This is a genomic window from Gordonia sp. NPDC003585 (assembly GCF_040610755.1).
Taxonomy (GTDB): Bacteria; Actinomycetota; Actinomycetes; order Mycobacteriales; family Mycobacteriaceae; genus Gordonia.
On the sequence record NZ_JBEXMX010000013.1, the window covers coordinates 14,610 to 27,275 of the forward strand.

13 protein-coding genes are annotated in these 12,666 nt (G+C 66.0%); 5 read left to right on the forward strand and 8 right to left on the reverse strand.

Annotated elements, in window-relative coordinates; genetic code table 11:
• Positions 1-159 precede the first annotated feature (159 nt).
• Positions 160-1,002, forward strand: a complete 843-nt coding sequence (locus tag ABZW74_RS05185) for an SHOCT domain-containing protein (RefSeq protein ID WP_355274599.1) — start codon at positions 160-162, stop codon at positions 1,000-1,002.
• A 130-nt stretch (positions 1,003-1,132) separates the two neighbouring features.
• On the opposite strand, the gene ABZW74_RS05190 is transcribed toward ABZW74_RS05185, so the two are convergent.
• Positions 1,133-1,576 (reverse strand): nitroreductase family deazaflavin-dependent oxidoreductase, encoded by a 444-nt coding sequence (locus tag ABZW74_RS05190; RefSeq protein WP_240855171.1) that lies wholly within the window; start codon positions 1,574-1,576, stop codon positions 1,133-1,135.
• Between the two features lie 70 nt (positions 1,577-1,646).
• On the opposite strand from ABZW74_RS05190, the gene ABZW74_RS05195 reads away from it, so the two are divergent.
• A complete protein-coding gene (locus tag ABZW74_RS05195) occupies positions 1,647-2,630 on the forward strand; it encodes an MDR family oxidoreductase (RefSeq protein WP_240855169.1) in 984 nt (327 codons plus the stop codon).
• Positions 2,631-3,039: 409 nt separating this feature from the next.
• Here the strand turns inward: ABZW74_RS05195 and ABZW74_RS05200 are convergent, their stop codons facing one another.
• Positions 3,040-3,960 (reverse strand): LysR family transcriptional regulator ArgP, encoded by a 921-nt coding sequence (locus ABZW74_RS05200; protein ID WP_240855166.1) that lies wholly within the window; start codon positions 3,958-3,960, stop codon positions 3,040-3,042.
• Positions 3,961-4,092: 132 nt separating this feature from the next.
• Here ABZW74_RS05200 and ABZW74_RS05205 point away from each other — a divergent pair, with 132 nt between their 5' ends.
• A complete protein-coding gene (locus ABZW74_RS05205) occupies positions 4,093-4,248 on the forward strand; it encodes a DUF6131 family protein (RefSeq protein WP_240855164.1) in 156 nt (51 codons plus the stop codon).
• Positions 4,249-4,258: 10 nt separating this feature from the next.
• Here ABZW74_RS05205 and ABZW74_RS05210 read toward each other — a convergent pair whose 3' ends face one another.
• Genes ABZW74_RS05210 through ABZW74_RS05220 form a run of 3 tightly spaced genes read right to left on the reverse strand, consistent with a single transcriptional unit; the run spans position 4,259 to position 7,467 of the window.
• Positions 4,259-5,215 (reverse strand): CoA ester lyase, encoded by a 957-nt coding sequence (locus ABZW74_RS05210; protein ID WP_355274602.1) that lies wholly within the window; start codon positions 5,213-5,215, stop codon positions 4,259-4,261.
• 57 nt (positions 5,216-5,272) lie between these two features.
• Entirely contained in the window at positions 5,273-6,346 is a 1,074-nt protein-coding gene (locus ABZW74_RS05215) for a phosphotransferase family protein (protein ID WP_355274606.1), read from the reverse strand.
• A 5-nt stretch (positions 6,347-6,351) separates the two neighbouring features.
• Positions 6,352-7,467, reverse strand: a complete 1,116-nt coding sequence (locus ABZW74_RS05220) for a hypothetical protein (protein WP_355274608.1) — start codon at positions 7,465-7,467, stop codon at positions 6,352-6,354.
• 85 nt (positions 7,468-7,552) lie between these two features.
• On the opposite strand from ABZW74_RS05220, the gene ABZW74_RS05225 reads away from it, so the two are divergent.
• Positions 7,553-8,161, forward strand: coding sequence for a TetR/AcrR family transcriptional regulator (locus ABZW74_RS05225; RefSeq protein ID WP_240855157.1), 609 nt, complete (start codon positions 7,553-7,555; stop codon positions 8,159-8,161).
• Here ABZW74_RS05225 and ABZW74_RS05230 read toward each other — a convergent pair.
• Positions 8,145-8,765: a DedA family protein gene (locus ABZW74_RS05230; RefSeq protein WP_355274611.1), complete on the reverse strand. Its 621-nt coding sequence runs from the start codon at positions 8,763-8,765 to the stop codon at positions 8,145-8,147. The two genes, ABZW74_RS05225 and ABZW74_RS05230, sit on opposite strands and share 17 nt — an antisense overlap.
• Before the next feature lie 144 nt (positions 8,766-8,909).
• On the opposite strand from ABZW74_RS05230, the gene ABZW74_RS05235 reads away from it, so the two are divergent.
• Positions 8,910-10,544 carry an acyl-CoA synthetase gene (locus tag ABZW74_RS05235; RefSeq protein WP_240855154.1) on the forward strand — a complete coding sequence of 545 codons (1,635 nt, stop codon included), beginning with the start codon at positions 8,910-8,912 and terminating at the stop codon, positions 10,542-10,544.
• A 147-nt stretch (positions 10,545-10,691) separates the two neighbouring features.
• Here ABZW74_RS05235 and ABZW74_RS05240 read toward each other — a convergent pair whose 3' ends face one another.
• On the reverse strand, positions 10,692-11,801 hold the full coding sequence (locus ABZW74_RS05240; RefSeq protein WP_240855152.1) for an MSMEG_0565 family glycosyltransferase: 1,110 nt from the start codon (positions 11,799-11,801) through the stop codon (positions 10,692-10,694).
• A 4-nt stretch (positions 11,802-11,805) separates the two neighbouring features.
• Entirely contained in the window at positions 11,806-12,657 is an 852-nt protein-coding gene (locus ABZW74_RS05245; protein ID WP_355274614.1) for a carbon-nitrogen hydrolase family protein, read from the reverse strand.
• Between the last annotated feature and the right edge of the window lie 9 nt (positions 12,658-12,666).

Consider the following 12,666-nt stretch of genomic DNA (forward strand, 5'->3'; position numbering starts at 1 on the left):
TGACTCCAGTGGAACACCATCGGGCGCAGATATCTCGCGACCACCGGATTCGACCTCGAGTCGAGGTGACATCTGTGCGATCCGCGTCGGTGAGAGCGGTTGAGTGCCTGCTCGTATAGTGGTGGCCTCAGGTTCTCCCGCCGACGAAAGAGTCTCACCATGGAGGCAACGGTCACCCCCGAAGCCGAGCAGGCCGTATCCGACATCGCGCAGCGCTACGGGCTGTCCCGCGACGCGGTGCTGGCCATGCTGTTCGCCGTGAACAACGGTGGCGGCACGATGGCGCAATTCTCCATTCCCGAACTCGGTGGTTCCGGGCATTGGATGCGTGGTGGCATGACGATGGTCGGCAACATGTTCGACAACGCGCTCAAGGCGCGCGTCGATGGTCTCTGCAACGAGTTGTCGCAGCTGCTCGCCACCACCACCGTGTTCCCGCCGACTCCGGCCGCAAACGTCGGGTTCGGTGGATTCACCGCCAACAACTGGTGGCCCGGCGACCTCGGCGTGCCCAGTTCGACGGGCTCGCAGAACGGCGCACGGTACGCGATCTTCCCCGGCACCCGTCGACTCGCCATCGAGTTCAATGGTGTCACAAGGGTTTTCGATACCGGCGACCATCAGATCGGCGGCGTCCAGCAACAGCAGGGCGGGATGTCGGGCACGTTGAGCTTCACCAGCCAGTTCGGCACCTTCGACACTTCCAGCCTCACCGAACTCGGCACGCAGGCCATCGTCGACACTCCTGTCGCGGCACCGGCTCCACGCCATGCGGCCGAACCCCAATACGCTCCGGAACCCCAATACGCTCCGGAACCCCAGTACGCGCCCGAACCCCAGTACGCCCCGGCCCCGCAGTTCGACGCCCCGGCACCATCGGGTGGATCCGACGCCGACGCCATCGTCGCGGCCATCGAGTCGCTGGCCGGACTGCATCAGCGCGGCATCCTGTCCGACGACGAGTTCGCTCAGAAGAAGGCCGAACTGCTCGGTCGGTTGTGAGCGTCCCGGTGGTGCCGTATGTGGTTGCGGCGTCGGCCGTTTCGGCGGTCGGGTTGCGCACCTATTTCGCGCGAGTTCGCTGAGGCGCTCGGAGGGTGCGCCCGAAGGGGCGCCGCGTTGGATGCGTCGGCTAGCCGGATTCGCGTTCGAGTGTCGACGCGCGCTCGAGCACCACGATCGGGATCACCCGCTCGGTCTTCTTCTGGTACTCGTCGTAGTCGGGCCAGACCTCGGTCATCTTGGCCCACATGGCCGGCTTCTCTTCGTCGGTGGCGACGCGGAAGTGCACCGGAATGCGCTCGTCCTTGACCTGGATCTCGGCGTCGGGGTTGGACTCCAGATTGAGGAACCACGCGGGCGGCTCATCGGTGCCGCCCTTGGAGGCGACGACCAGAAACGCGTCCTCACCCCACGGTCGGAAGATGAGTGCGTGTTTGCGCTCGGCCCCGGTTTTTCGCCCCTTGGTGAAGAGGATGAGGATTTGGGTACCGTTCCAGTGGTAACCGTCCTCGCCGTCGGTTTCGAGGTACCGCTCGACATGTGCATCGCCGTGGAGGTTGTCGACTGAAGCCATACCTGCACCCTGCCACGAATACCGACCGACCATCACCGCCTTCACGACACCGACGTTTCAGGAGCGCACGATGACAACGATCCCGTCCTTCACCGCATATCGGGCTCTCGCCGCCAAGGAACCCGCCCAACTCGTCACACTCGGCGCCGATGATCTCGCCGACGGTGACCTACTCGTACAGGTGCGCTACTCGACGCTGAACTACAAGGACGGTCTGGCCATCCTCGGCAAACCTGGTGTGGTCCGGAGCTTTCCGCTCACCTGTGGCATCGACCTCGCGGGTGATGTCGTGGACGATGCCGCGGGCTTCACGGCGGGCCAGCAGGTGGTCCTCACCGGCGCCGGCCTGTCGGAGACGCGCGACGGCGGCTATTCCGGGTACCAGCGGGTGGATGCGGCAGCAGTTCTCCCGGTTCCTGTCCAACTCGGTTTGTGGGGATCGATGGCAGTCGGAACCGGCGGTCTGACGGCGATGCTGTGCGTGCTGCGGCTCGAGGCCGCGGGGGTCTCACCAGATCAAGGACCGGTGCTGGTCACCGGGGCGACCGGCGGCGTCGGCAGCTTCGCGGTGTCCATCCTGTCGCGCCTCGGCTACGAGGTGCACGCGTCGACGGGCAAGGCAGACGAGCACGACTACCTCCGTGAACTGGGCGCATCCGAGATCGTCGAGCGCGACACCCTCACCGGCGAGCCCCGACCCCTCGCCAAGGAACGGTGGGCGGCCGCCGTCGACAGCGTGGGCGGGGTCACGCTGGCCAACATCCTGCCGCAGATCCGCTACTCGGGTGCGGTCGCCGCCTGCGGCCTCGCCGGCGGACCCGGCCTGGCCACCACCGTCATGCCGTTCATCCTGCGCAATGTGGCTCTGCTCGGTGTCGACTCCGTCAACGCCCCCATCGAACTACGACGCGCGGCCTGGGCACGTCTCGACGAGGCGCTCACCGTCGACGAGCTACAGCGCGTTGCGGTCAACGCCGGATTCGACGAGATTCCGGCGCTGGCGGCGAAGATCCTCGACGGTCAGATCCGCGGACGAGTCGTCATAGAGGTGTAGTCACCGCTGATCCGAAGAGTTGGGTGACCAAACGCTCTGAACTGCGCGAAAGCGTCCACCACCCCCACCACCCCCACAGGTCCCGGAGGTGCCCGAGGCGCCGGCCGAGGGATGCCTCGAAGGGCAGGCGAACAGGCCACGTCAGCGCGCCGCCGGGCCACTGAAAGTAGGGGAAGGTTCTTCCCCTACTTTCTGCCCCTGCTTGTTGAGTCGTCCGCGAGAAAATTCGCGGGGAGGACTCCAGGGATAGGGGACGAGTTTCTTCCTCTGAGGGTGCCGGGAGCGTGTGGCGCGTTCCGCGGAACGTGTCGATCGACATCGCAGGCTCGACGAGCATATGTCGCCAGCACCCCTGGAGCGGGAAGCGTCCGTGTGCGCCGAGACGGTGGTTCCGAGGCCGGCAGCAAGGTCACTGTAGCGGTAGCAGCTCGGCTCGGGCTGCCGCGACGATCCCGGCGGTCACCGCGTCGAGCAGCGGTGAGCTGAGTTTCCAGTACTGCCAGTACAGCGGGACGTCGTGGTCGGGGTCTGGGTTGTCGGGGTCGAGGAACCTGACGACGCGGCCGGCGTCGAGGGCGTCGGCGATCTGGGCGTGCGGCACCACACCCCATCCCATGCCCATCTCGACCGCGCGGTGGTATTCGACCGACGCCGGGATGTAGATCGTCGGCGGTTCGGAGGCCTGTGACGAGTAGGCGCGCAACACGGTGCGCTGGATGTGGTCGTTGCGGTCGTAGGACACCATCGGCGCGCGCGACAACGTGTCCGACGTCGGACCGTCGGGCATCCACTTGCGCAGGAACTCCGGGGTCGCGACCGGCACGTAGCGCATCACACCGAGCGGTATCACGGTACATCCGCGGATCGCTATCGGATCGGAAGTGATGGCGGCCAACGCCTTTCCCGAGCGCAGGAACTCGCTGTTGCGGGATTCGTCGTCGCGCAGCACCTCCACCACGACGGGGTGCTCACGGTGAATGCGTGCCAGGGCGGGTAGCAGCCAGGTGGCCAGCGAGTCCGAGTTGCCGCCGATCGGTATATGGATGGGTCGGGGACGTTCGCTGTCGGGGGTGTCTCCGATGAGTTCGACACCCGCTTCGGCCGTGAGCAACTCCCATTGCTTCGCGAGACGGATCAACACCTCGCCGTCATCGGTCGCGATCGCCGGTTTGGTGCGCTGCACCAGGACACGCCCGACGGCCACCTCCATCGCCTTGATCCGCTGACTGACCGCGGAGGGGGTCACGTGCAGTTCGGTCGCGGCGGCCTCGAACGTGCCGTGCTCGAGAACGGCGCGCAGGGTGCGCAAGCCGTCGATCGAGATGTCCACGGCGCGAGCTTAGCGTCTCACCTTGGCACCGAAGTCCCCGAAATCCACCGCGAAGCGCACGAAGGTGGTTAGTGTCGCCTTGCACTTGCAGCAGCGTCGAGTGCCATCTCCACCGAACGAGAGGGCTCGATCGTGATCATCCTCGGAATCATCTGTCTCATCCTCGGGTTCATCTTCAGCATCCCGATCCTGTGGACCATCGGCATCGTCCTGGTGGTCATCGGCATCATCCTGGCGATCCTCGGCGCCACCGGACGCGCGGTGGGCGGGCGAGCGCACTACTACTGATCGCCCATCACTACCGATCGGGAGCCCACTTCTCGACGCGGTCGAGCCCGGCGGCCCGGCCCTTTGCTGCGACGACGAGCGCGAGCTTGCGGGACGCCTCGTCGATCATCTCGTCGCCGAGCATGGCCGCGCCGCGTCCACCGCCGGCCGCCGAGGTGTGAAAGGCGTAGGCGTCGAGAATGTTCTCGGCGTGGTCGTAGTCCTGCTGGCTGGGCGTGAAGATCTCGTTGGTCGGGCCGATCTGGTCGGGGTGCAGCACCCACTTGCCGTCGAAGCCGAGCGCCGAGACCTGAGTTGCGCTGCGCCGCAAGCCGTCCAGATCGCGGATCTGTGCCCACGGGCCGTCGATGGCCTGCAAGTCGTTGGCTCGGCAGGCCATCAGGATGCTCATGTGGATGTGGTGGAAGGCGTCGGCGATCTCGTATCCAGGTGGCTGCGCGCCGATCACCAGCGACTTCATGTTGATGCTCGCCATGAAATCGCCCGGACCGAAGATGATGCTCTCGAGTCGCGGTGAGGCCTGGGCGATCTCGTAGATCTTGATCAGTCCTGCGGCATCCTCGATCTGCGCCTCGATGCCGATCCGGCCCACGTCGAATCCCTCGGTCTTCTCGATCTGGGTCAGCAGCATGTCGAGTGCGGCAACCTGATTCGGGTGATTCACCTTGGGGAGGATGATCGCGTCGACCGCCGACCCGACGGCGCCGACCACCTCGATCACGTCGGTATAGGTCCAGGGCGTGGTCCAGTCGTTGACCCGCACCCCGCGGATCTGTGCTTGCCAGTCACCGTCGCCGAGCGCCGCGACGATGTTTTTGCGCGCGACCGGCTTCATCGACGGAGCGCAGGAGTCCTCGAGGTCGAGGAACAGCTGATCGGTACCCAGTGACCGTGCCTTGTCGATCATCTTGGTGCTCGACGCCGGGACGGCGAGGTTGGTCCGGCGCGGACGCAGGGTACGGCTCACAGGTCTCTCCTCGAGGTCTGGACACGACGGTCACCTCGGACCGTACCGCCCCATGACTCAGACCCCGCCGCCGAGTACCAGGTCCAGACGCTGTGCGCAGATGTCGGTGAGGTCGATCCCGTCCAGGCCGAGGGAGGTGTTGAGCCGGATCAGCACGATGCCCAGCAGCAGCGCGGCTGCGACATCGGCGAACAGCATGTTCTCGACCCGGTGGCCGGTGAGCTGTTCGTAGCGGTCGAGGGTTTCGGCTCGACTCGGCGTGCCGGCGGCCGAAGCGTGATCGGGCAGTGGACTGCTCACCCAATCGGTGAGGAACATCCACGCAAGGTCGCCGGCCGGATCGCCGAGGTAGGCGACCTCCCAGTCCACCGCCGCCACCGGGGTCCTGTCCGGCGCGTACAACACGTTGGACATGCGGCTGTCGCCCCAGCAGAGGGTCATGCGCGACGGTTGGTAGGTGTGCTGTTCCAACCACGAGAGTGCCTGTGTGAATGCGGGTTTCATCGGTGCACCATCCGCGGCCCAGGTGAGACCGTGGCGCAGGAAGGAGATGACCTGCTCGGCGGGCTCGGCGCCGAATGCGTCGAGTGCGAGGAAGCCGAGCCGGTGGCGGTCGACGTCGACGGCGTGGGTTGCGGCGATCAGGTCGACACAACCATTCCAGTAACGGGCACGACCGGCGTCGTCGGTGTCGGCGTAGATGCCTTCCTGGTGATACGGCGGCATGTCGCTGACCGTCGAGACGCCGTCGATCCGGTCCATCACGAAGTAGGGCGTCCCGAGTGCGTCGGTGTCCGGGTCGATCCAGCGCATCGTCGGCACCGGGACACCCGATCCACCGAGACGTTGCATCGTCAGATACTGACGGCGAAGGTCGAAATCGGGAAGCACCGCGTACTCGGGCGGCCGTCTCAACACCAGTCCGAGCGGTTCGTCGCCGATATGTCCGTCACAGCCGCGCACATCGACCACGTCGAAGAGGTACGTTTCGGTGGATCGACCCATGGGTGCGCTGTGCCAGTTGGTGATTCGTGCGTCCTCGGCGCCGGGTATGCGTGAGCGCACAATGTCGACAACTGCGTCGGGCAGCTGCTCGGGCGTGGGGCGCAGGGTGCGGTGAGCGGTATCCATCGCCCTCACCATCCGGTGTAGCCGTAGCGAGGGTAGGCACCCATGAACACCATCTCGACGAGACCGTGACCCACCTTGCCGTCCATGCGCACCTCGCACAGGGTCTCCGACACCAGGCTCACCGGGGCCACCACATCGGGGTCGGACGAGTCGACGGTGAATCCGTCGATGAAATCGGTTCCGCGCCAATGGCCCGAGGCGTACCCGTTGAACTCCTGATAGCCGGCCAGGCCGGGCCAGAAGTCGCACAGCGGTGCGACTTCGATCGATGTCGACGAGCGGTCGGCGCGCAGGATCGTGAACACACCGCCGGCGATCAGGCGTCGTTGTTCACGGAATTTGAGTTTGTGTTCGACGTCGATGATGGTGTCGGCGGGGCGGCCGGTGTCGATGGGGTGGAGGATCTCGCCCTCGAACTGCCACCGCTGCCCGATGCTGGTCTCGCGTTGCGCGAAATGCACTATCTGGTCGTCGAATTGGAAGATTCCCATGTAGTACAGGACGCCGTCGGGGATCTCGCCGGGTTGCATGTGGGTTCCTTCGGGCAGGCTGCCGCCGCCCGGACCGTTGCGGACACCCCAGGAATGGTCACGGCCGAACCACCAGCGGTCGGGGTCGATGTCGAGGCGTTCGCCGTCGACCTCGATGTATCCCTCGACGCGGCCGTTCTGATAGAAGCGCCGCGCATCCTCCTTGATCCGGCCACGCTCGCGGTGGAATGCGGGAGTCTGTTCGTAGGCCGGGAATTCGCCGGTGAGCGTGAGATCCAGCGTGACACCCTGCTCGTTGGCTCGCAGCTGCGAACGAACGCGGCGCAGCGGCTCCTCGACCGAATAGGTGTACGGGCCGACCGTGTAGTGGCCCAATCCGGTGTCGCTGCCCAGTATTTCGGTGGACATGCGCACCACGCGGGTCTCGCCGCCGCGTCGGGTGATCATCGCGTACGCGTCGGTGACGTTGCGATTCGGGTATCGGGCGAGGCCGGTCATCACATTGATGTCGCCGGACTTGTCGAAGCCGTACATCACGATGCGTTCGACCCAGCGCAGGTCGCTCTGGTCGACGTGGTCGAACGAGGTGGGCAGCTGATGACAGAGGAGTTCGTCGTGGGCGGTGAGCATGGGGCGGTCCTTCCTGGGGAGCGACTCGCATTACGTTACGTGCCGTAACGGAATGAAAGTGGCGTTTTCGCGATACTCTTCTCACGTGAGCACCGACCAGGACGTTTCCCGCTCCGAGATCGGCACCGTCGGCCGCCCGCGCGATCCGATCAAGCATCAGGCCGTGGTGCGTGCGACCCGTGAGCTGCTCGACGAGGAGGGATTCGGTGGAGCGACGGTCGCGGCAATCGCCCGTCGTGCGGGTGTGGGCACGCCGACGATCTACCGGCGCTGGCCGCGTCGGGAGGACCTCATCGAGGACGCGGCATTCGGTGCAGAATCCGAATCCCTACCCGAACCGACCGGGGACCTGACGGACGACATCAGCGCGTGGACGGAGCTCTTCCTGCGTCGCCTCGCCGATCCGGTCACCCGTGCGGCGCTCCCTGGTCTGCTGGCGGCCTACCACCGTGAACCGGGCCGATACGAGCAGTTGGTGGCCCGATTCGAGGCCGACGTGCGCGAGTCCTTTGCCGCGATGGTGGCATCGGATACCGGTGTCGACCAGGACAGGGCCGTCGACGTCGACACCATCTTCTCGATGCTGGTGTCGTCGACGCTGGCGCGTGCGCTCACCTTCGGTCTCGACGACGCCGACGACTTCCGCGACCGAACAGTGGCGGCGTTGGTGACCCTGGTCAGGGCGCGGGATTAGCGCGGCGCTCCCGCAACCAGCGGTAGAGGTAGTAACCACCGGCAACAACCACCAGTGCGACTGCGGCATAGAAGAGCACGGTGGTGCCGAGGGCAGCGCCGGCGAAGTAGCCGACCAGCAGCACGGTCGTGGCCCAGCTCGTCGCGCCGAGCACATCGGCCACACCGAATCGGGCTCCCTGCATGTTGCTCATGCCGGCCATCGGTGGCACGAGCGTGCGGACGTAGCCGATCCAGCGACCGGTCGCGACCGCGATCATGCCGTCGGAGTTGATGCGTTCGGCGGCACGCGCCCAGCGTTCCTCGCCGAATCGTCGTCCCATCCGGGAGGACTTCATCCGGTGGCCCGAGCGTCGGCCGATCCAATAGCCGACCGCGTCGCCGGCGACCGCGGACACGCACACCGCGATGATGAGGACGACGATCTGCGTCGACCCGATGGCCGCGGCGACGCCCGCCGCGAGCAGGATCGCCTCGCTGGGAACCAGGAGGCCGAGGACCAGCGTGGCGGTCTCGGAGAAGATGACCGCGCAGGTCACGAGGTACACCGCCCATGACGGCACCGATGCGATCAGATCGACGAGCCAATCGGCCAAGGCGTGCACAGCACAGAGACTAATGACGGGCGGTGACAATGTCGTCGTCGGCGATCACCCGCTGGTGATCTCACCAACAGGTGGCCATAGTCTGTGAGCCCACATACATTGGCATCAGACAACGCGCGTTTCCGAAATTGAGGAGTGGCCCACATGGCATCTGTTCGCAACGCACTCGAGATGGTGTCCGACACCGTCGGTGCGATCCGGGTGCTGCACAAATCCGGTGCGATCAATCTGACCAACCCGGGCGAGGCAGTGAAGGCGGTGAAGCGCAGCAAGACCATCGGCCCGGCGTCCGCGGTCATCGTGCACGGCGCCGAGGAGTACCCCGACGCACCCGCGATCACCGATGAGCGCGGCACCGTGACGTTCGGTGAGCTGGACCGCCAGAGCAACGCGCTCGCCAACACGTTGCTGGCCTCCGGTGTGGCGCCAGGATCGGTCGTCGGTGTGCTCGCCCGCGACCATCGCGGCCTGATCTTGGCGTTGAGCGCGGCGGGACGCGCCGGTTACCGCCTGGCGATGATGAACACCGGGTTCGGCAAGACCCAGTTCGTCGAGGTCGCCGAGCGCGAGAAGGTGCGCGCAATGCTGTACGACGAGGAGTTCATCGATCTCCTCGAGGGCTTGCCCGACATGCCCCGAGTTCTCACCTGGGTCGACGGCGATCGCCCGGTACCCGAGGGCGTCCGCACCCTCGACGAGGTGATCGAGACGGGCGACACCGGCATGCCGCCCGAACCCGAGACGTTCGGCGGATTCGTCATCCTCACCAGCGGCACCACCGGCCTGCCGAAGGGTGCGCAACGATCCAAGATGTCGCCGTTCACCAGCGCGCTGCTGCTCGATCGTGTTCCCCTTCCGCAGCACGGCTCGATGGTGATCGTCTCCCCGATCTTCCACTCCACCGGCTTTGCGGTCTGGGGCGTGGGAACCGCACTCGGCAACCAGACGGTGGTGCTGCGTCGGTTCGACGCGGAGAAGACCCTGACCGCCCTCGCCGAACACCGCGCGGAGGTGTTGGTCGCGGTGCCCACGATGCTGCATCGCATCCTGGCGCTCGGGCCGGAGGTGATCGGCAAGTACGACGTGTCGGCGCTGAAGATCATCGTGATCGCGGGATCGGCTCTGTCACCGGCACTCTCGGAGCGTGTGCAGGACACCTTCGGCGACGTGCTCTACAACATGTACGGCTCCACCGAGGTCGCGATCGCATCCATCGCGCAACCACATGAACTGCGACAGGCACCCGGCACCGTGGGCCGGCCACCGGTGTCGAGTCGCTTGGCGCTGTTCGACGGCGAGGGCAACCGCATCACCGGAAAGAACGTCAGCGGGCGGCTCTTCGTTCGCAACGGGGCGCCCTTCGAGGGTTACACCGACGGTCGCAACAAGGAGGTCATCGACGGCTACATGTCCAGCGGTGACATGGCGCGTGTCGACGACAGTGGACTGTGGTTCATCGAAGGCCGCGACGACGACATGATCGTGTCCGGCGGTGAGAACGTCTACCCGCTCGAGGTGGAGAACCTGCTCGCCGCGCATCCCGAGGTCGCCGACGTCGCGGTCGTCGGGGTCGACGACGAAGAGTTCGGACATCGACTGCGCGCGTTCATCGTTCGGCAACCCGACACCGATCCGCAGCCCGACGACCTGAAGCAACACGTCAAGTCGAACCTGGCCCGCTACAAGGTGCCGCGCGACGTGGTGTTCGTCGAGGAACTACCGCGAAACCCCACCGGCAAACTCGTTCGCCGCAAGCTCCCGACGGGGCCGCTGGACTAGTCCACCTCCGATGGGGGACCTTCCGCCGGCTGAGCACACGCGCACCACCAGGCCTTCGAGGCTCCTCGCTAGCGCTCGTCGCACCTCAGGCAGCGGTAGGGAGTCGCGACTCGCTCGCACCTCAGGGAGCGGAAGGAGGTGGGGTTGCTACTCGGCCAACACCGAGGCCAGGGGATGTGCACGGTAGAAATCGAGATGCGCTCGGGCGGCGGCCTCCCAGGTGAGTGAGCGGGCCAACTCCCGCCCGGTGTCGGTTCGCGCGGGGTCGGGAGTGCGGGCCGCGGCGAGTTCGGAGGCCAGTTCGTCGACGGTCGCGGCGTAACGGACGGCGTCGCCGAAAACCTCTCGGAGGATGGGCAATTCGCGTGCAACCACCGGACGTCCGGCGGCCAGCGCCTCCATCGCGGCGAGACCGAAGCCTTCCTTGATCGACGGGAATGCGAAGACCTCGCAACCGGCGACCAGCGCCGGTAACGCGTCGTCGTCCACGGCGCCGAGCACCACCGGTGTGATGCCCAATTCTTCTCGGCGGGAGTCGAAGTCGGCGCGGTAGTCTCGGTAGTCGAAGAGGGTCTCACCGCCTGCGAAGACGAGTTGCAGATCCGGATCCTCGCGACGCAATGTCGCGAAGGCCTCGAGGAGGTCGATACTTCCCTTGCGTGGTTCGATCCCGCCGACTGCGAGCACGTACCGTCCCAGCTGTCCGCGCCAGGTCTCCCGCTCTGTGGTGGCTTCCGGTGTTGCCGACGCGGCGTCGGCGAACCGATCGAAGTCGACGCCGTTGGGGATCACTGCGGGCGAGCGCCCCCATCCTGCGTGCACTTCGTCGGCCACTGCCTGCGAAACACAGATGCGCGCATAGGGATTGACGACAGCCTTCTCGTGGCACTCCACGAGGATCGGCGTCGTGAACTGGTCGAGGTGGTGGATGGTCCGGATACAGGTGCCCACGGCATTGGCGCTGATGCAGTCCTGGGCGTGCACGATGTCGTACTCGGTGGGATCGAATCCGGCGCGCATGGTGTCGATCGATCTGATGATCCGCGGTGTGACCGCTTCACCCTCGACGTCGGCGAAGGGCAGAAGACGTTGGTGCACAGCCGGATCGATCGAACGGAAGAAACCCTCGTCACCGCCGCGAGCCAGGCTCCACACGGTGACGTCGACGCCGATGCGGGCAAGCGCCTCGGCGAGATTGAGCGTGTGGACCACGCCGCCACGTGGCTTGGTCGAATAGGTCAGGAGGGCAACCCGCATGTCGTCACTCTCCTCGAACGGCCGAAGCGCGCGTTGCGTAGATCTCCGGGCGCAACTCGGCGAGGTGATTCAACACGCGTCGTGCTCGCATGATCTCGGCATCGACGTCGACCAATGCTTTTGCCAGACCACCTTTGGAACGCGTCGTCGCCAAGATGTCGCCGCCAGGGCCGACGATCTTGGCCTGGCCGAGAAACTGCAGCGACCCCGTGACGCCGGTGAGGTTCGACGACACGACGAACACCTGGTTCTCGGCGGCGCGTGCGCAGTCATAGAGGTCGAACAGTCGCGACTGTCGGTCCGCCGGCAGACGAGTGGCCCGGTCGGTGACACTGGCCGGCCAGGCAGACAGCGCTGCGATGATGCGGGCGCCGTCGAGGGCGAGTTTGCGGGCGGACTCGGGAAAGGTCTTGTCGTAGTCGATCAGCATTCCGATGGTTCCGACGGGAGTGTCGAAGGTGCTGAACGAGTCGCCCGCCGTGTACGCCTTCGATTCGCCGGCGGGCTGGTGCACCTTGCGGTGCGTGCCGAGAATACCGTCGCCCGAGAGGCATACGGCCGAGTTGTACCGGTCACTACCGGCGGCCTCGGTGTACCCGATGCAGATGGTCATCGGCCCGGCCGCGGCGACCATCGCGGCCAGTTCGGGTCCGTCGGGATCGAGGGCGGGCGGTAGGTCGTCCGGATCGGGGTCACGCAGGTCACCGATGTATCCGCCGAGCGACGCGTCGGGGAACACGAGCAGATCGACACCATCGCGCGCTGCGGCCTCCACGATTCCGACGGCCTTGGACACGCCGCGTTGCACATCGCGGCCGAAATGCGCTGCCAGCGCGCCCAGGGTGAGGGTGCCCATGTCAGCGAA

Bases quoted from the DNA above. Each gene is read 5' to 3' on its own strand.
- ABZW74_RS05185 (WP_355274599.1), top strand. From the start codon at position 160: ATGGAGGCAACGGTCACCCCCGAAGCCGAGCAGGCCGTATCCGACATC.
- ABZW74_RS05190 (WP_240855171.1), bottom strand. From the start codon at position 1,576: ATGGCTTCAGTCGACAACCTCCACGGCGATGCACATGTCGAGCGGTAC.
- ABZW74_RS05195 (WP_240855169.1), top strand. From the start codon at position 1,647: ATGACAACGATCCCGTCCTTCACCGCATATCGGGCTCTCGCCGCCAAG.
- ABZW74_RS05215 (WP_355274606.1), bottom strand. From the start codon at position 6,346: ATGGATACCGCTCACCGCACCCTGCGCCCCACGCCCGAGCAGCTGCCC.
- ABZW74_RS05220 (WP_355274608.1), bottom strand. From the start codon at position 7,467: ATGCTCACCGCCCACGACGAACTCCTCTGTCATCAGCTGCCCACCTCG.
- ABZW74_RS05235 (WP_240855154.1), top strand. From the start codon at position 8,910: ATGGCATCTGTTCGCAACGCACTCGAGATGGTGTCCGACACCGTCGGT.
- ABZW74_RS05240 (WP_240855152.1), bottom strand. From the start codon at position 11,801: ATGCGGGTTGCCCTCCTGACCTATTCGACCAAGCCACGTGGCGGCGTG.
- ABZW74_RS05245 (WP_355274614.1), bottom strand. From the start codon at position 12,657: ATGGGCACCCTCACCCTGGGCGCGCTGGCAGCGCATTTCGGCCGCGAT.